Annotated in this window: 15 protein-coding genes; 6 read left to right on the top strand and 9 right to left on the bottom strand. The window is 66.5% G+C overall.

Annotation, left to right across the window (positions count from 1 at the left end; genetic code table 11):
• Window positions 1-25: 25 nt before the first annotated feature.
• The 3 genes from ACTEK7_RS28450 to ACTEK7_RS28440 all read right to left on the bottom strand — a co-directional run bounded on the left by ACTEK7_RS28450 (window position 26) and on the right by ACTEK7_RS28440 (window position 2,135).
• Window positions 26-934 (bottom strand): S49 family peptidase, encoded by a 909-nt coding sequence (locus ACTEK7_RS28450; protein ID WP_225147836.1) that lies wholly within the window; start codon window positions 932-934, stop codon window positions 26-28.
• Between the two features lie 216 nt (window positions 935-1,150).
• The gene (locus ACTEK7_RS28445) at window positions 1,151-1,915 is read right to left on the bottom strand and encodes a tRNA1(Val) (adenine(37)-N6)-methyltransferase (RefSeq protein ID WP_036006371.1); all 765 of its coding nucleotides are present in this window, start codon (window positions 1,913-1,915) and stop codon (window positions 1,151-1,153) included.
• Entirely contained in the window at window positions 1,908-2,135 is a 228-nt protein-coding gene (locus tag ACTEK7_RS28440; RefSeq protein ID WP_008562067.1) for a putative signal transducing protein, read from the bottom strand. Before ACTEK7_RS28440 ends, ACTEK7_RS28445 begins: the two co-directional genes overlap by 8 nt.
• A 133-nt stretch (window positions 2,136-2,268) precedes the next feature.
• On the opposite strand from ACTEK7_RS28440, the gene ACTEK7_RS28435 reads away from it, so the two are divergent.
• The 5 genes from ACTEK7_RS28435 to ACTEK7_RS28415 all read left to right on the top strand — a co-directional run bounded on the left by ACTEK7_RS28435 (window position 2,269) and on the right by ACTEK7_RS28415 (window position 6,984).
• Complete coding sequence (locus ACTEK7_RS28435; RefSeq protein WP_036006386.1) at window positions 2,269-3,276, top strand: polyprenyl synthetase family protein; 1,008 nt, start codon at window positions 2,269-2,271, stop codon at window positions 3,274-3,276.
• Between the two features lie 383 nt (window positions 3,277-3,659).
• On the top strand, window positions 3,660-4,175 hold the full coding sequence (locus tag ACTEK7_RS28430; RefSeq protein ID WP_225141531.1) for a winged helix-turn-helix transcriptional regulator: 516 nt from the start codon (window positions 3,660-3,662) through the stop codon (window positions 4,173-4,175).
• 1 nt (window position 4,176) lies between these two features.
• A complete protein-coding gene (fabF, locus tag ACTEK7_RS28425) occupies window positions 4,177-5,439 on the top strand; it encodes a beta-ketoacyl-ACP synthase II (RefSeq protein WP_225147837.1) in 1,263 nt (420 codons plus the stop codon).
• A 44-nt stretch (window positions 5,440-5,483) separates the two neighbouring features.
• Window positions 5,484-6,116 carry a LysE family translocator gene (locus tag ACTEK7_RS28420; RefSeq protein WP_225147838.1) on the top strand — a complete coding sequence of 211 codons (633 nt, stop codon included), beginning with the start codon at window positions 5,484-5,486 and terminating at the stop codon, window positions 6,114-6,116.
• Window positions 6,109-6,984, top strand: coding sequence for an alpha/beta fold hydrolase (locus ACTEK7_RS28415; protein WP_225147839.1), 876 nt, complete (start codon window positions 6,109-6,111; stop codon window positions 6,982-6,984). Before ACTEK7_RS28420 ends, ACTEK7_RS28415 begins: the two co-directional genes overlap by 8 nt.
• On the opposite strand, the gene ACTEK7_RS28410 is transcribed toward ACTEK7_RS28415, so the two are convergent.
• The 3 genes from ACTEK7_RS28410 to ACTEK7_RS28400 all read right to left on the bottom strand — a co-directional run bounded on the left by ACTEK7_RS28410 (window position 6,981) and on the right by ACTEK7_RS28400 (window position 11,695).
• Window positions 6,981-7,865: a 4-(cytidine 5'-diphospho)-2-C-methyl-D-erythritol kinase gene (locus tag ACTEK7_RS28410; RefSeq protein ID WP_109144972.1), complete on the bottom strand. Its 885-nt coding sequence runs from the start codon at window positions 7,863-7,865 to the stop codon at window positions 6,981-6,983. The genes ACTEK7_RS28415 and ACTEK7_RS28410 overlap by 4 nt on opposite strands.
• 84 nt (window positions 7,866-7,949) lie before the next feature.
• Complete coding sequence (locus tag ACTEK7_RS28405) at window positions 7,950-9,746, bottom strand: tetratricopeptide repeat protein (RefSeq protein ID WP_036024894.1); 1,797 nt, start codon at window positions 9,744-9,746, stop codon at window positions 7,950-7,952.
• Between the two features lie 287 nt (window positions 9,747-10,033).
• On the bottom strand, window positions 10,034-11,695 hold the full coding sequence (locus tag ACTEK7_RS28400; protein WP_109144973.1) for an electron transfer flavoprotein-ubiquinone oxidoreductase: 1,662 nt from the start codon (window positions 11,693-11,695) through the stop codon (window positions 10,034-10,036).
• A gap of 135 nt (window positions 11,696-11,830) precedes the next feature.
• Between ACTEK7_RS28400 and ACTEK7_RS28395 the strand changes: the two genes are divergently transcribed.
• Entirely contained in the window at window positions 11,831-12,646 is an 816-nt protein-coding gene (locus ACTEK7_RS28395; protein WP_225147840.1) for a uracil-DNA glycosylase, read from the top strand.
• 122 nt (window positions 12,647-12,768) lie between these two features.
• Here ACTEK7_RS28395 and ACTEK7_RS28390 read toward each other — a convergent pair whose 3' ends face one another.
• The 3 genes from ACTEK7_RS28390 to ACTEK7_RS28380 form a co-directional block, all read right to left on the bottom strand.
• On the bottom strand, window positions 12,769-14,277 hold the full coding sequence (locus ACTEK7_RS28390) for a glycosyltransferase family 39 protein (protein ID WP_225147841.1): 1,509 nt from the start codon (window positions 14,275-14,277) through the stop codon (window positions 12,769-12,771).
• A 206-nt stretch (window positions 14,278-14,483) separates the two neighbouring features.
• The gene (locus ACTEK7_RS28385; protein WP_225147842.1) at window positions 14,484-15,341 is read right to left on the bottom strand and encodes a ribonuclease HII; all 858 of its coding nucleotides are present in this window, start codon (window positions 15,339-15,341) and stop codon (window positions 14,484-14,486) included.
• A 77-nt stretch (window positions 15,342-15,418) separates the two neighbouring features.
• Window positions 15,419-15,874: a VOC family protein gene (locus ACTEK7_RS28380; RefSeq protein ID WP_225143136.1), complete on the bottom strand. Its 456-nt coding sequence runs from the start codon at window positions 15,872-15,874 to the stop codon at window positions 15,419-15,421.
• Window positions 15,875-15,895 lie beyond the last annotated feature (21 nt).

Raw genomic sequence — 15,895 nt, 5'->3', positions numbered from 1 at the left:
GCGAAATGGCGCGGGAGCGCGAGACCTAAAACCCGAATTTCGCCCAAATCGCCCGCGTCTCGACCGCCGAGATCAGCTCGTCCGGCAGCCCGGCCATTGATTCCAGGGCCGAAAGGTGCCCCGCGCCGGGCGATTTCCGGCCCAAAAGGCCGGAGAGCAGCCCGGTCGGCTGCGCAATCACGGGGGTGAGAACCTTCTCACCATAGCGGGCACGAAGAGTTGAGCGGAGATCGCCGATGCTGTCGGCGAGCCCCAGCGCGATCGCGCTGTCCCCTGCCCAGTATTCGCCCGTGAACAGCGTGTCGTCCGCTCCCTTCAGCCGGGCGCCGCGGCTTTCCTTGACTAGCGCGATGAAGATCTGGTGGATCTCGCGCTGGATCGCCTTCAGCCTCATGACGTCGTCAGGGTTTTCCGGAAGAAACGGGTCGAGCATCGCCTTGTGCTCGCCCGAGGTGTAGAGGCGCCGCTCGATGCCGAGCCGCCTGATCGCCTCCTGAAAGCCGAAACTGCCGCCGACCACGCCGATCGAGCCGAGGATCGAGGAGGGATCGCAGATGATCTCGTCACCCGCGCAGGCGATCATGTAACCACCGGAGGCCGCAACGTCCTCGACGAACACGAGCACCGGCAGCTTCTTTTCCGCGGCGAGCTGCTTGATGCGCAAGTAGATCTGGCGCGACTGCACCGGCGAACCGCCTGGCGAGTTGATCACCAGCGCCACGGCCTTGGCGTGCCGATAGGAAAACGCGCGCTCGAGCACCCGCGCGACGCCGGCAAGCGTCAGGCCCGGACGCAGCGGCGTCACCGCACCGATCACACCGGACAGCCGCACCACCGGCACGACCGCCGTGCCGGGACGAAAGCGCGCCGGCAGATATTGCATGAGCTTGTCGGCCAGGCCGGAACTCTCACGATCGTTCAATTGTTCGGCCATGGCCTTACCTCTGATTAACCATTTCTTATCACGCGAGTGTCATTGAAAGTGCCAGGAACGTGTTTTGCAGAATCCGCGTTGGGAAGCTGCAATAGGCAGCGGAAGGAAACGCCATGAAGATCTATCTGCTGTTGCTGCTGATCGGTGCGCTTTTCACGGCGCTTCACTTTACGTCGCCGCAAGAGCAGCAGACGGGATCGCTTCCGCAATAAGCCGTCACGGCCTCGCCAGCGGCAACGCCGCCCTCCCCTCCAGAATATCCTTCACCTCTTTCTTCGGCACGTTTGACTCCTCGTTGAGCATGAGGCCCGGCAGCAATTGCGTCGGTGCCCGGCCGCCTTTGACTGCGCGCACCAGCACCCGGATGGCAGGCTTTCCCGCTTCGCCATGAACCGGCAGGATCGCGAGGCTGCCGAAGCCGCGTGACAGCGCTGCCACGACGTCGCCAATTCCGTCCGCGCGCCAGATCAGGGTCAGCACGCCGCTCGATCGGAGAATGCGCCGGGCTGCATGCACCCACGCATGCAGCGTCTCCTCCCTCGCCACATGCGCGGTGTGGCGCGCCTGATCCGGCGAGCCGCGATGGCGTGCGGGGTCGTTGAAGGGCGGGTTCATCAATACGGCGTCGGAACCGTCGGGCAGAAGTCCGTTCGCTGCAAACGCCTGCGCGTCGGCGGTGACGTCGAGCACGATGACCTCGGCAGGAATCGCGTTCGCGGCGGCGTTGGCCCGCGCGAGCTGCGCCAGTTCCGGATCGATCTCGACCAGGCTGAGCCTGATCCCCGCGACGCGCCGCGCCAGCGCAAGGCCCGCCGTGCCGACGCCGGCGCCAAGCTCGACCACGCGGTCACCCGCCTTAGCGTCGGTCGCTGCTGCCAGCAGGATGGCGTCGTGCCCGGCGCGGTGGCCTGACCGCTTCTGCATCAAGCGCAACTGCCCACCGAGAAACGCGTCCTCGGTAATATCCGCGGCCTCAATCATCGCCGCGCAGTTCGTGGCTGAGGCCTGCCTCGGTGAGGAGCGCCCTGGCTTCCTCGGCGTCGTCCTCATGAACCAGGATCCGCCGCGGCAGAATGCCGAGAGACCCCTCGATGATGCTCATGTTCTGGTCCAGCACCAGATGATGGATGTTGGCGCCGTCGAGCAGCGCGCCAATCGCCGACACCAGCACCATATCGTTGGTCCGAACCAGTTCACGCAAAACGGAGGTCTCCTGCCTGAAAGTGGCTAACGCGGCAAATGTCAATGGTTCCGCGGCCCTTGCCGCATCCGTCGCCAGTTTCTATTGTATTTCCATCAGAATAGCCCTTCCGGGGCAAATATTGGAGACCGGCGTGGCCGTCATCGTACCTTTCGAAACCCCCGGCGCGTCGATCGAAGAGCTGGTTGCCCTTGTCGCTCCCGACATGGAGCGCGTCAATGCCACGATCCTGTCGCGGACCGGCTCCGACGTGACCATGATCCCTGAAGTGGCCAACCACTTGATCTCCTCGGGCGGCAAGCGCCTGCGCCCGATGCTGACGCTCGCCATGGCCAATCTCGCCGGCTACACCGGTGACGGCCACATCAAGTTGGCTGCCAGCGTCGAGTTCATGCACACCGCCACCCTGCTGCACGACGACGTGGTCGACGAGAGCGAGATGCGCCGCGGCAAGCTGTCGGCGCGCATGCTCTGGGGCAACGAGGCAAGCGTGCTGGTCGGCGACTTCCTGCTCGGGCAGGCCTTCCGCATGATGGTCGAGGTCGGCTCGCTGCGCGCGCTCGACATCCTCTCCGCGGCGGCCGCCACCATCGCCGAGGGCGAGGTGATGCAGCTCGCCGCCGCCAAGAACACCGCGACCACCGAGGACGAATATCTCGCCGTGATCCGCGGCAAGACCGCCGAATTGTTCGCCGCCGCCTGCGAGGTCGGCCCCGTGATCGCGAACCGCCCGAAGGCGGAGCAGACTGCCTGCCGCTCGGTCGGCATGAATCTCGGCATCGCCTTCCAGCTCGTCGACGACGTGCTCGACTATGGCGGCAAGAGCGCCAAGCTCGGCAAGAACACCGGCGACGATTTCCGCGAAGGCAAGATCACGCTGCCCGTCGTGCTCGCCTTCCGCCGCGGCAACGACACCGAGCGCGCCTTCTGGATCCGGGCGCTCGAGCGCGGCGAGATCGGCGATTCCGATCTCGATCACGCCATCGGCCTGATGAACAAGCACCGCGCGCTCGAGGACACGCTGATCCGCGCCCAGCACTACGGCGCCATGGCCGTGGATGCGCTGGCGCTGTTCCCGCCCTCGCCGATGAAGAGCGCGCTGGAGCAGGTCGTGGCGTTCTGCTTGGCAAGGTCGCATTAGGCGACTGACGCTCACGCTTTGCGCGCTCCCTGCACCCGTCATTGCGAGCGTAGCGAAGCAATCCAGAATCCCGCCGCGGAAACAGTCTGGATTGCCTCGCTGCGCTCGCAATGACGGAGTACGCCGCGACGGCACCGCTTGCTCTCGTGTCCCGGACGCGCTGCAGCGTGAAACGCTGCTGCGCAGAGCCGGGACCCATGCGACATCCGCAATCATGATCAATATGGGTCCCGGCTCTGCAGCGCACCGCTAGGGGGCGCTGCGCTGCGTCCGGGGCACGAGAGCGTGCTTCATCTCACCAGCAGAATCCAGCCTCACTCGCTCCACATGGCTCCCCGCGCGGTCACTTGCATTTTGCAAGTTACTGACCTACCTTGCCCGCCATGCAGCCCAAATCCCCTTCGATCCTGGAATGCCCGGTCGGCCGCGCGGTGGAGACGGTCGGCGAATGGTGGAGTATCCTGATTCTGCGCGATGCGTTTCAGGGGGCGACGAGGTTCGACGAGTTCTCGCAAAGCCTCGGCATTGCGCCGAACATCCTGTCGCGGCGGCTGGCGCATCTGACCGAAAGCGGCATGTTCGTGCGTCGCCGCTATCAGGAGCGCCCGCCGCGCTACGAATATGTGCTGACGGACAAGGCGCGGGATTTCTTCCCCGTGATCGCTACGCTGCTCGCCTGGGGCAACAAGCATCTGGCGCCGAAAGGCGAATCCATCCTGCTGGCGAACCGGAGCGACATCCGCCCGCTCGAGCCGATTGTGGTCGATGCCGCCGACAAGCGCCCGATCACGCTCGCCAATGCGGTCGTCGTCGCAGGTCCCCGCGCCAGCCGCGGCATGCGCGCACGGCTTGCTTCGCTCAAGGCCATGAACCCGGCCGTCGCGCCGGCTGGAGACTGACATGCGTCGTATCGTCGTGACGGGAATGGGCGCGGTGTCGCCGCTTGGCTGCGGCGTCGAATTGACGTGGCGGCGGCTGCTCGCCGGGCAAAGCGGGCTGCGCCCGTTGCCGGAATGGGCAGAGGCGCTGCCGGCGCGCATTGCAGGCCTCGTGCCCGACAAGGCCGATGATGCCGAAGGCGGTTTTGATCCGGCGCAGGCTGCCGCGCCCAAGGATCAGCGCAAGATGGACCGCTTCATCCTGTTCGCGCTGCTCGCGACGGCAGAAGCCGTCGCGCAAGCCAAATGGACACCGCAGGATGCTGGCGCGCTCGAGCGCACCGCGACGATCATCGCCTCCGGCGTCGGCGGCTTTCCTGCGATGGCGGAGGCGGTGCGCATCACCGCGCAGCGCGGCGCGCGCCGGCTGTCGCCGTTCACGATCCCCTCGTTCCTCGCCAATCTCGCCGCCGGCCACATCTCGATCAAATACGGCTACAAGGGCGCGCTGGGCACGCCCGTCACGGCCTGCGCCGCCGGCGTGCAGGCGATCGGCGATGCCGCACGCATGATCCGATCAGGCGAAGCTGACGTTGCGATCTGCGGCGGCGCGGAGGCCTGCATCGACATCGTCAGCGTCGGCGGCTTTGCGGCGGCGCGCGCACTGTCGAGCGGCTTCAACGACGAGCCCGCGCGCGCCTCGCGTCCGTTCGATCGCAACCGCGACGGATTCGTGATGGGCGAAGGCGCCGGCATCCTGGTGATCGAGGCGCTGGAGCATGCGCAGGCGCGCGGCGCGACGCCGATCGCCGAGATCGTCGGCTACGGCACGACCGCGGACGCCTATCACATGACCTCGGGGCCGCCGGATGGCGATGGTGCCCGCCGCGCCATGGAGATCGCGCTTCGGCAGGCCAAGCTTGCGCCCGCGGATGTGCAGCACCTGAACGCGCACGCGACCTCGACACCGGCCGGGGACGAAAGCGAGCTAGGCGCCATCGGCGCGCTGTTCGGCCGCAACCGCGGCATTGCCGTGAGCGCGACCAAATCGGCCACGGGTCACCTGCTCGGCGCCGCCGGCGGGCTGGAAGCGGTTTTCACCGTGCTCGCGTTGCGCGACCAGATCGCGCCGCCCACGCTCAATCTCGAAAACCCCGATGCGGGCGCCGAAGGCATCGATATCGTCGCAGGCAGCGCGCGGCCGATGCCGATGCAGCATGCCATCTCCAACGGGTTCGGCTTCGGCGGGGTCAATGCCAGCGTGATCTTGCGCCGGCTGGGATAAGCGAGAGGCCTTGCAATCGCCGCCCGCTCCGCTACGAAAACGGCATGATCGAAACGAATTTCTGGCTGTTCCTGGCCGCAGCTCTCCTCGTTGCCGCCGTTCCCGGCCCTGGCATTTTTTACGTCGCGGCGCGAACCTTGTCGGAGGGGCGTGGCAGCGGCTTCGCCTCGACCGCGGGCACGGCGCTGGGCGGACTGGTTCATGTGGTCGCGGGCAGCCTCGGCATCTCCGCCATCATCCTGGCCAGCGCGGAGCTGTTTGCCGCCGTGAAATTCGTCGGCGCGCTCTATCTGGTCTGGCTCGGCATCAAGACGTTTCGCAGCGCCGGCAACAACCTGTCGCTCGGGAGCGAGCCGATCGGCGACAAGCGCGCGTTTCGCGACGGCGTGCTGGTCGAAGCGCTCAATCCGAAGACCGCGGCATTCTTCCTCGCCTTCATTCCACAGTTTCTCGATCCGTCGGACTCGAACCCGACGCTGCAATTCATCCTGCTCGGTGCGATCTCCGTGGCCCTGAACACGCTCGCCGATGTCGTGGTGGTGCTGATGGCCTCCGCGACGCGCGCGCAGCTGACCGGACGGCCGCTTCTGATGCGTCGCCTCACGCAGGGCTCCGGCGTCTTCATCGCGGGCCTCGGCCTCTCGCTCGCCCTGGCGCGGCGGCCGGCCAATGGCTAGCGCCCCGCAAAGCCGCTTCTATGAATCGCACGGCCTGCGGCTGCACTACGCCGACTGGGGCAACGAGGGCGCACCCACCGCCATCCTGGTGCACGGCGGCCGCGATCATTGCCGCAGCTGGGATCACATCGCGCGCTCGCTGCAACCGCATTTTCGCGTCGTTGCGCCCGATCTCCGTGGTCACGGCGATTCCGACTGGACGAAAGGCGGCAGCTACGCGCTGACAGAATACGTGTACGATCTCGTGCAGCTGGTTCGCACCTTAGCCACGCCTCAGGTCACTCTCATCGGCCATTCGATGGGCGGCATGGTGAGCCTGATCTTTTCGGGCGCATTCCCCGAACAGGTCACGAGGCTCGTCGTCCTCGACGGCGTGACCATGTTGCCGGACACACCGAAGCCGCCGGCGCATGAGCGCATCGGCAGATGGGTCGGCCAGCTCGACAAGCTCCACGACCGCACCCCGCGCCGCTATCCGAGCCTCGAGGACGCGGCCGCACAGATGGTGCTTCACAACAAGCGCCTGTCACGGGACCTCGCGCTGCATCTCGCCAGGCATGGCGCGCGGCAGAACGAGGACGGCAGCTACAGCTGGAAATTCGATCCCTATCAGCGCGCCTCCGCGCCACATCGGCTCTGGCCCGACGATCACATCGAGCTGTGGTCGCGGATCACGTGCCCGACGCTGCTGCTCAATGCCGGCGAAAGCTTTCTAGCGGGCGCTCGCTCCGCCGGCCTGGAGCGATACTTCCAGAACGCGAGCGTTAAGACTATTGCCGGGGCGGGACACTGGCTGCAGCACGACAAGCCGCAGGAGGTGTTGGGTGAGATCCGGCGGTTTCTCGAGCTCAACGAGGACGAAGGCTAGCTCAACGTGCCCGCATGCACCCACCAGGCGGGGTGATCGCGCCGGATCGTTTCGGCCGCGGCATGTGCCTCCTCAGATGCGCCGTAGATCGCAAAGCACGTCGCGCCCGAGCCGGACATGCGGGCGAGCTTGACGCCGGCGGAATCGCGCAAGGCGTCCAGCACCTCGCCGATCACAGGCTCGATCCGCAGCGCGGGTGCTTCGAGATCGTTGGCGACCGTGTCGAGAACCTCGACCCAATCGGAAATCGAGCCGCCTTCGCCGGGCCAGGCCGGTGCGCGGATGACGTCGGTGACGCCGACCAGGAGCTCGCCGTTGCGCAGGCCCAGCGCCTGGAACACGTCCTTGGTGGCGACAGGCACACGCGGATTGACCATGACGCAAGGCATGCTCGGCAGCGCGAGCGGCAGCAGCTGCTCACCGACGCCGGTCATGTCGCAGGCGCGCGAGAGGAGGCACACCGGCACGTCGGCGCCGGTTGCGAGCGCGACCTTCTGAATGCGGGGATCATCGAGCGACAGATCGTTGAGACGCGCCAGGAGCCGCAGCGCGGCCGCGGCATCCGCCGAGCCGCCGCCGATGCCGGCTGCAACGGGGAGCACCTTGTCGAGCGCGAAGGCGCCAAGCTGCAGGCCAGGGATCGCCTCGGCAAGGAGCTTGGCGGCCTTGAGCACGAGATTGTCGGCTGTGTCGCCGCAGGCGGCAGCCAGCGGCCCAGTCGTGGTGAGCTTCAGCTCCCCGCCCGGCTCCAAGGTGAGCCGGTCGGCGCAGTCGGCAAACGCGACCACGCTTTCGAGATCATGATAACCATCGGCACGACGGCCGACGACGCGAAGGCTCAAATTGACCTTCGCCCGTCCCTCTTCAATCAACGCCGACATTGGCGATCAGCCCCCAAGACTCACTTGTTTGCGCATGATCTGATCGGAAAACCGCTCCACACTTTTCCGGATCATGCGCCTAGCTTAGCCGCCCTTGCCGTCGTCCTTCTTCTTTTCGGCCTGCGCCGCAGAAGAGTTCGAATTGTCGTCGGGAAGGCCGTTGGCGATCTTGGCCTCGATCTTCGGCAGCTCTTCCGGCTCGGGCTTGAGATCGCGCGCATGCGACCACTGGAATTTTGCCTCCAGCGTGCGGCCGACTCGCCAATAGGCGTCGCCAAGGTGGTCGTTGATGGTGGGATCCTCGGGCTTGAGATCGATCGCACGCTCGAGGTTCTTCACCGCCTCCTCGAAATTGCCGATGCGGTAATAGGCCCAGCCGAGGGAATCGACGATGTAGCCGTCGTCGGGACGCTGCTCGACGGCCCGCTTGATCATCTTCATGCCTTCGTCGAGATTCACGCCCTGGTCGATCCAGGAATAGCCGAGATAGTTGAGGACGTGCGGCTGGTCGGGCTGCAGCTCCAGCGCCTTCTTCATGTCGGCCTCGGCCTTGGCCCATTGCTTGGAGCGCTCCTGGCAGATGCCGCGATAATAGTACCAGACGCTGTTGGCCTTGTCGTTGCCGGGCGGCAGCACCTCGATGCCTCGTGAATAGGTCGCGCCGCAATCGCCGAACCGCTTGCGGCCGCGCTCGATGTTGCCGAGCGCCATGATGGCTTCGAGGTCCTTGGGATCCTCCGAGGTGACGCCCTTGAGGATCTTGATCGCCTCGTCGGTGCGGTCGGCGGAATCGAGATCGATGGCGAGCTGAATCTGCGCGTTGCGCTTGAGCGGCGAGTTGGCGGGCACGCGCTCGTAGACCTTGATCGCCATCTTCGGCCGCTTGACCGATTCGTAGAGATCGGCGAGCGACAGCAGTGCCAGCGGATGCGTCGGCTGCAGGTAGAGCGAGAGCTGGAGATAGACCAGCGCCAGATCCTCGCCACCGCGGCGGGTCAGCGTCGCGCCGATGCCGTAGAGCGCTTCGGCGGCGCCGGCCTGCGCGGAATCGACCAGCGGCGGCATCTTTTTGCCGGCCTTGGTCTCGCGCAGGCCTTCCTGGATCAGCGGATGGCGCGCGAGCTTCTTGTCGAAGGCCTGATAGATGTTGGTAGCCGCGGCGGAATCCTTGTTGCGCGACAGCCAGCGCGCATAGGCCTCGGTCACGCGCAGCATGGAATCGTCGAGCTTGTAGGCGCGCTCGAAGCGCGTGCCGGCGTCCTTCTCCTTGCCGGAGAGCTCCAGGATCATGCCGGTGTGGAGATCCTTGAACAGCGGATACCATTCCGGACCTGTCAGCTTGTCGATGGTGGCGACACCACCCTTGGCATCGCCCGCACCATAGGCGGCCCAGCCCGACAGCAGCGTGGCGACGAGATCGGTGATCGGACCACGGATCGACTGGTTGATGTTGGTCTGCGCCGCGACGTACTTCTTCAGCTTGAGATCGTGCACGCCGACGACGAGACGGGCGACGCGGTTGGTCTTGTCGATGGTGAGGATGCGCTCGGCGAGCTTGACCGCCTCCTCGATGTCGCCGTCGGCGACCGACGAGATGAAGGCACGGTCGAGCAGCTCGTTGTTCTTGGGATCGGTGCGGAGCGCCGAACGGTAGAATGCGGCGGCCGAGGTCGCGTCGCGCTCAACGCTAGCATGGCGGGCGGCGAGATAGCTGCCGGCGCCGGTGAGCGACTTCAGATCGTTTCGCGTCGGAAATTGCGCCGCCGTGTTTTCCGGATGATCCGGCGTCTGCGCCAGGACCGCGCCGGGGACCGTCGCGATCGCGGTGCCCATGAGGGCGATGGCGGCAGCAGTCCAGCGGTTGAAACGATTTGAAAACATCAGGGCTCGCCTTGAGTTGGGTGGTGCCTGGGTTTGCAGCAGAAGACCGTATCGCAAGCGAACGCGGCCGGTGACATCCGGGCCCGGAACCGTCAGGCCGACAATGCCGCTTTTGGCGCTTCGCCGCAAGGATTCGGACCCGGGAAGATCCCCTCCGCACGCCCAAACCGGCCCATTGAAACCGCGCCAGCGCCCCAAGACGCCGCCACTATGGCCTTATCGTGGCCGCGGCGGGTCGCCGCAGCCCCGTCCTCACGGGAACGTGCGCCTGGTCACCTGCGATGTCCTCACATCGCCTCGTAGTTCGGGCCGCCGCCGCCCTCCGGGGGAACCCAGGTGATGTTGCCGTTGGGATCCTTCACGTCACAGGTCTTGCAGTGAACGCAGTTCTGGGCGTTGATCTGGAAGCGCGGGCCGGAGCCCTCCTCGATCCATTCATAGACGCCAGCCGGGCAATAGCGGTTCGAGGGGCCGGCATAGACGTCGTGCTCGGACGTCTTCTGGAGGTTCATGTCCGTGACCTTCAGATGGATCGGCTGGTCCTCCTCGTGATTGGTGTTGGACAAAAACACCGAGGAAAGCTTGTCGAACGTGATCTTGCCGTCGGGCTTCGGGTAGTTCCTCGGCGCGTGGCTCTTGGCCGAATCGAGCGTGGCGCGGTCGGGCTTGACGTGCGACTGCGTGCCAAACAGTGAGGCGCCGAACAGCGTATTGCACCACATGTCGAAGCCGCCCAGCGCGACGCCGAGCACGGTGCCGAACTTCGACCACAATGGCTTGACGTTGCGGACCAGGAACAGGTCCTTGCCGACCGATGAGGAACGCCAGGCGTTCTCGTATTCGACGAGCTCGTCATTGGCGCGGTCGGCGGCGAGCGCGGCCGCAACATGTTCGGCAGCCAGCATGCCGGTGCCCATCGCATTGTGCACGCCCTTGATGCGCGGCACGTTGACGAAGCCGGCCGCGCAGCCGATCAGCGCGCCGCCGGGGAAGCTCAGCTTCGGCACCGACTGATAGCCGCCCTCGGTGATCGCGCGCGCGCCGTAGGCGAGCCGCTTGGCGCCTTCGAAGGTGCCGCGGATCGAGGGATGGGTCTTGAAGCGCTGGAATTCGTCGAATGGGGACAGATAGGGATCGTCGTAGTTCAGATGCACGACGAAGCCGACGGCGACGAGATTGTCGTCGTAGTGATAAAGGAACGAGCCGCCACCGGTCTTGAGGTCAAGCGGCCAGCCGAATGAATGCTGGATCAAGCCCTTCTGGTGCTTGGCGGGATCGATCTGCCAGACCTCCTTGAGGCCGATGCCGAACTTCGGCGGCTCGCTCTTGGCGTCGAGCGCGAACTTGTTGATGAGCTGCTTGGTCAGGCTGCCGCGGGCGCCTTCGGCGAACAGCGTGTACTTGCCGAGCAATTCCATGCCGCGGGTGAAGGAATCCTTCGGCTTGCCGTCGCGGCCGATGCCCATGTCGCCGGTGGCGATGCCCTTGACCTTGCCCTCCTCGTCATAGAGCACCTCGGCCGCCGCAAAGCCCGGATAGATCTCGACGCCAAGCGCCTCGGCCTTGCGCGCCAGCCAGCGGCAGACATTGCCGAGCGAGCCGATGTAGCAGTGATGATTGTTCATCAGCGGCGGCATCATGAAATTCGGCAGCTTGATCGCGCCGCCGCCGGTCATCCAGTAGAAGCGGTCGTCCTTGACCTGCGTCTTCAGCGGGCAGTCGGCATCCTCGCGCCAGTCCGGGATCAGCTTGTCGAGGCCCGCGGGATCGATCACGGCGCCCGAGAGGATGTGCGCACCAACCTCGGAGCCCTTCTCCACCACGACGACGTTGAGCTCGGCGTTGAGCTGCTTGAGCCGGATCGCGGCCGACAGACCCGACGGGCCGGCGCCGACGATGACGACGTCGAATTCCATGGATTCGCGCGGGGGAAGTTCTTCGGTGCTCATCTGATCTCAGCCCTTGAGACGGTCCTTGGTCGTTTGCGCCCTCTTGTTTCCGATTTTTCCGGGTAGGACAACCTCGGAATCGCGTTCCGCCGGGATGCAAGGCCGTCCAAGGTGATATAAAAGTCAGACTTTCCCATGATCCCCGAACCCGCACCCACCGTCCGAGAGCTGCTCGCCTTCTATCTGGAGGCCGGTGTCGACTGCACGCTCGCGGAGGAACCGATAGACCGCCTCGCGGAAATCGATGCGCCGCCACCCAGCCCGCGCGCGGCCCCGCCAGCCGAAGCGCCGCGGCCGGTCGCCGCGCCCGCGGTCATGCGCGGCGAAGCCGCGCCTGCACCGGACGTCGCCATCGCCTCGGCACGCGAAGCCGCACGCACCGCGCCGACCCTGGAGGCGCTGCGCGAGCTGATGCAAAATTTCGAGGGCTGCGCGTTGAAGCACACCGCGACGCGACTCGTGTTCGCCGACGGCAACCCGCAGGCGCGCATCATGTTCGTCGGCGAGGCGCCGGGCCGCGACGAGGACATCGAGGGACTGCCCTTCGTCGGGCGCAGCGGCAAGCTGCTCGATCTGATGTTAGGGGCCATCGGCCTCAACCGCACCACCGCCTACATCGCCAACGTCATTCCTTGGCGGCCGCCCGGCAACCGCACGCCGACGCCGCAGGAGACGCAAATCTGCCTGCCTTTCATCCAGCGCCAGATCGAGCTGGTGAACCCCGACGTGCTGGTGACGCTCGGCAATCCCTCGACACAGACGCTGCTGTCGACGCGCGAAGGCATCATGCGCACGCGCGGGCGCTGGTTCGACTACGACACCGGCCAGCGCGTGATCCGCGCGCTGCCGACGTTTCACCCGGCCTATCTCTTGCGCTCGCCGGCCTACAAGCGGCTGGCCTGGCAGGATCTGCGGGCGATCGCGAAGGTGCTGGCGCAGGGCGCCGTGTAACGACGCCCACGCCGTCATTCCGGGGCTCGCGAAGCGAGAGCCCGGAATCCATCGAGCGGCAGAGTTGGTGGATGAATGGATTCCGGGCTCGCGGCTTCGCCGCGCCCCGGAATGACACCGACCTACGTCCCCTTCGGCCGCACGATGGCCCAGCCGATGCGCAACAGCTGCTGGCGGCCGGTCACCAGCCATTCGAAGGCGCGCGGGACTTCCGGCACGATGCCGGGAAAGCGCTTGAGGATCTCCGGCGGCGGCGTGCCCGCGGTATCGGAGGCGCGCCAGACCACGACGCCGCCGGTCTCGCTGAACTTGGTCTGGCTCATCCACGGCGTCCGCGCGGGGGCGGCGTCGATGAACAAATGCGGCCGGCCGGAATGCAGCGCGATCAGGCTAGCGAGCTGGGTCTCGCCGGCGACGGCGCGCAGGCGATGGTTGGTGCGGCGGGCGAAGCTCTCGTCGAAGAAGTCCGAGATCGCGCGCGCCGGCATCGAGGTCGCAATTTCGCTAGTGCCCGTCCAGGGCAGGAACAGGACGGCAAGCACCACGCCGGCGGCGGGCGCGGCAACGGCGGCGGCCCAGACCATGCGGAGCATGCGCGCGCGGCGCATCGCGATGAGATCGCCGGCCGCGACGACCACGGCAAGCCCCGACATGATCAACACGACGCCGGGGCCGCCGACGACGGAATCGAGCCCCAGCAGGCCGGAGATCAGCACTGCGCCGAGCGGCAGAGCGAACGCGAAGAAATAGACGAAGTTGCGCGCAAGCGGCTCGACCGGCGGGCGGTAGATGATCGGCGGCTCCTCGCCCTTGCCGGCGAACATTCCGGTGTTGAGAAAGGTCAGCGCCGGGATCGCCGCCGCCCCGAGCACGAGGCCGCCGAGCAGCCAGACCGCATGCAGCGCGCGGTCGTTGAGCTCGGCGACTGGCGGCAAGGCCGGCAGCGCCAGCGTCTCGGCCCGCATCAGAAAGACCGCATAGGGCAGCGCCAGCACGGCGACGACGATTAGCGCGAACAGCGGATCGAGCCCGCGCAGCGTCCGGCGGCCGCCGGCGGTCGTAACCGCGAAGACGACGATCAGCAGCAGCAGGAAGATCGCGGCGGGCGTCGTCAGCAGCAGGAGGCCGGCTTCGATCGACCAGGCGAACCAGGCATTACCGCGGCGCTGGCCGATGATCTGCCAGGAGTGCAGCAGCAAGAGCGCCCAGAGCGGCCGCGCCAGGATCAGCGGGCCGAAGTCCAGCGCCGAGGAGGAGAAGGCCAGCACCGTCATGGTGAGGAGCACGGCAAGCACCGCCTGCTGCGAGCCGACCACGGCACGGGAGAGATGATAGAGCGCGATGAAGGTCGCGATCTCACAGAGCTGGGCGAGCACATAGACGCCGAGCATGTGGCCGCCGGCGGCGCGATAGGCGATGTCGGCGAGCCAGATGGCAAGCGGCGGGCCGAGATCGGTGCCGACCTGGTATTCCCTGCCGAAGGCCAGAAGGGTCGCGAGAGTGCCGGGCGGGCTGCGGTAGAACACCAGCGCCACGAACAGCCACATCGCGGCCTGCAGCAGCACCGCAATCCAAACGATCAGCCGCGGCCGGGCGCGAATGAGCTCGATGACCAGGGAGGTAAACCGCATGCAACGTCCGAAGGTGCAGCCAACCCGTCCAGCCGGCCCTATTCGCTCACGTCTGTTTTGATAAAGGGCGTCACGGGTTGTGGCAACCGCCGCAGTTCGTCATGCCCGGGCTTGTCCCGGGCATCCACGTTCTTCGTGCCGCTGGTAAGACGTAGGTGGCCGGGTCAAGCCCGGCCATGACGGATGGGAAAGCTGTAGGAGGATCGCTAGAGATTTACGGAAGCGTCGATCTCGACGCTCGCCTCCACCTGCACCTCGACCTCGGTCACCGAGAACAGGTCGTGCACCGGCTCGACGGTCCAGGGCATGTGCTTGGCGCGGGCGGCGGCGACGGGAGCGAAGAAGCTGCGGTGGTGGATGGAAGGGCCGAGGCGATCAAGCGCGTCGAGATGCTCTGGCACGGCGTAGCCCTTGTGCTGCTCGAAGCCGTAGCCCGGGCAGTCCTGCGCCAGCGCGCACATCAGCCGGTCCCGGGTGACCTTGGCGACGATGGAGGCCGCGGCGATCGACAGCACGATACCGTCGCCGCCGATCACGGCCTCGCAGTCGCATGCGGTGTCGAGCCGGTCGCGGCCGTCGACGAAGACGTGCCTGGGCGCCTCGGGCAGGGCCACCACGGCGCGCTTCAGCGCCCACAGCGAGGCGCGCAGGATGTTGTCGCGGTCGATTCGCGCCGGCGAGGCGACGGCGACCGAGACCTGCGCGGTGGCGCAGATCTTGTCGAACAGCTTCTCGCGCTCCTCGGCGGTCAGGCGCTTGGAATCGTCGATGCCGCGCGGGATGCGGTGGGGATCGAGAATCACCGCGGCGGCCACCACGGGACCTGCGAGCGGGCCGCGGCCAGCCTCGTCGCAGCCCGCGACCGGCCAGACGCCGCGCTTGATCAGCACGCGCTCGCGGCGGAAGCTGGGGGCAGCAACGGCAATGATGCCTTTCCTACCGGCAGGGACCTTCGCAGCATCGGCCGCAGATATCTTTGCCGCCTTGGCGGGCACAGCCTTCGGCGCGGCCTTTTTCTTCGGCGCGGCTTTGGCTGGGGTCTTGGCGGAGGGGTCCCGAATCATGGCCGGGATCGTGCGCCAGGGGGCTTCGCCAGCGCAACCGGGAACCCACGATATTCCCGTTATTCAGGCCGCCCGCCCTACTCCGCCAGATGCACCCGCCGGTCCTCGCCCACCTCGATGCCGGGTGCGACCACGACTTCCCAGACATGTGCATCGGGATCGGCAAAATAGCCGCAATAGCCGCCGTAGTCGGTCGCGTGCGCCGCCTTCAGCAAGGTGGCCCCCTTCTCGACGGCGAATGCCAGCACCTCGTCGACCTCCTCGCGGGTCACGCAATTCCAGGCAAGCGTCATGCCGCGAAAGGTCGTGGGCCTCGGCTGGTCCTCCGAGGACGCGTCTGCGGCGAGCCGATCCCAGTGATAAAGCGCTAGCACCGGACCGCCGGTGTCGTAGAACGCAACCGCCTCGCCGGTCTCCTTCAGCCGGCGCGAGAAACCGAGCGCGTCGTAGAAGGCGATGCTGGCGCGGATGTCGTTCACACCGAGCGTGATGACGGTCAGCCGCGGCACCGGCACCGCGAGTTCCTTGAGCATGCGACACCTCTTGCATGTGTC

It is taken from the genome of Bradyrhizobium sp. JHI2711 (assembly GCF_056156565.1).
Note: the sequence above shows the minus strand (reverse complement) of the source record. Positions and strands in the feature narration are given on the sequence as shown.

Coding starts and splice junctions, on each gene's coding strand:
- ACTEK7_RS28445 (WP_036006371.1), bottom strand. CDS start 1,915: ATGATTGAGGCCGCGGATATTACCGAGGACGCGTTTCTCGGTGGGCAG.
- ACTEK7_RS28385 (WP_225147842.1), bottom strand. CDS start 15,341: ATGATTCGGGACCCCTCCGCCAAGACCCCAGCCAAAGCCGCGCCGAAG.
- ACTEK7_RS28415 (WP_225147839.1), top strand. CDS start 6,109: ATGGCTAGCGCCCCGCAAAGCCGCTTCTATGAATCGCACGGCCTGCGG.
- ACTEK7_RS28395 (WP_225147840.1), top strand. CDS start 11,831: ATGATCCCCGAACCCGCACCCACCGTCCGAGAGCTGCTCGCCTTCTAT.
- ACTEK7_RS28390 (WP_225147841.1), bottom strand. CDS start 14,277: ATGCGGTTTACCTCCCTGGTCATCGAGCTCATTCGCGCCCGGCCGCGG.
- fabF (WP_225147837.1), top strand. CDS start 4,177: ATGCGTCGTATCGTCGTGACGGGAATGGGCGCGGTGTCGCCGCTTGGC.
- ACTEK7_RS28400 (WP_109144973.1), bottom strand. CDS start 11,695: ATGAGCACCGAAGAACTTCCCCCGCGCGAATCCATGGAATTCGACGTC.
- ACTEK7_RS28450 (WP_225147836.1), bottom strand. CDS start 934: ATGGCCGAACAATTGAACGATCGTGAGAGTTCCGGCCTGGCCGACAAG.
- ACTEK7_RS28405 (WP_036024894.1), bottom strand. CDS start 9,746: ATGTTTTCAAATCGTTTCAACCGCTGGACTGCTGCCGCCATCGCCCTC.
- ACTEK7_RS28410 (WP_109144972.1), bottom strand. CDS start 7,865: ATGTCGGCGTTGATTGAAGAGGGACGGGCGAAGGTCAATTTGAGCCTT.
- ACTEK7_RS28430 (WP_225141531.1), top strand. CDS start 3,660: ATGCAGCCCAAATCCCCTTCGATCCTGGAATGCCCGGTCGGCCGCGCG.
- ACTEK7_RS28380 (WP_225143136.1), bottom strand. CDS start 15,874: ATGCTCAAGGAACTCGCGGTGCCGGTGCCGCGGCTGACCGTCATCACG.
- ACTEK7_RS28420 (WP_225147838.1), top strand. CDS start 5,484: ATGATCGAAACGAATTTCTGGCTGTTCCTGGCCGCAGCTCTCCTCGTT.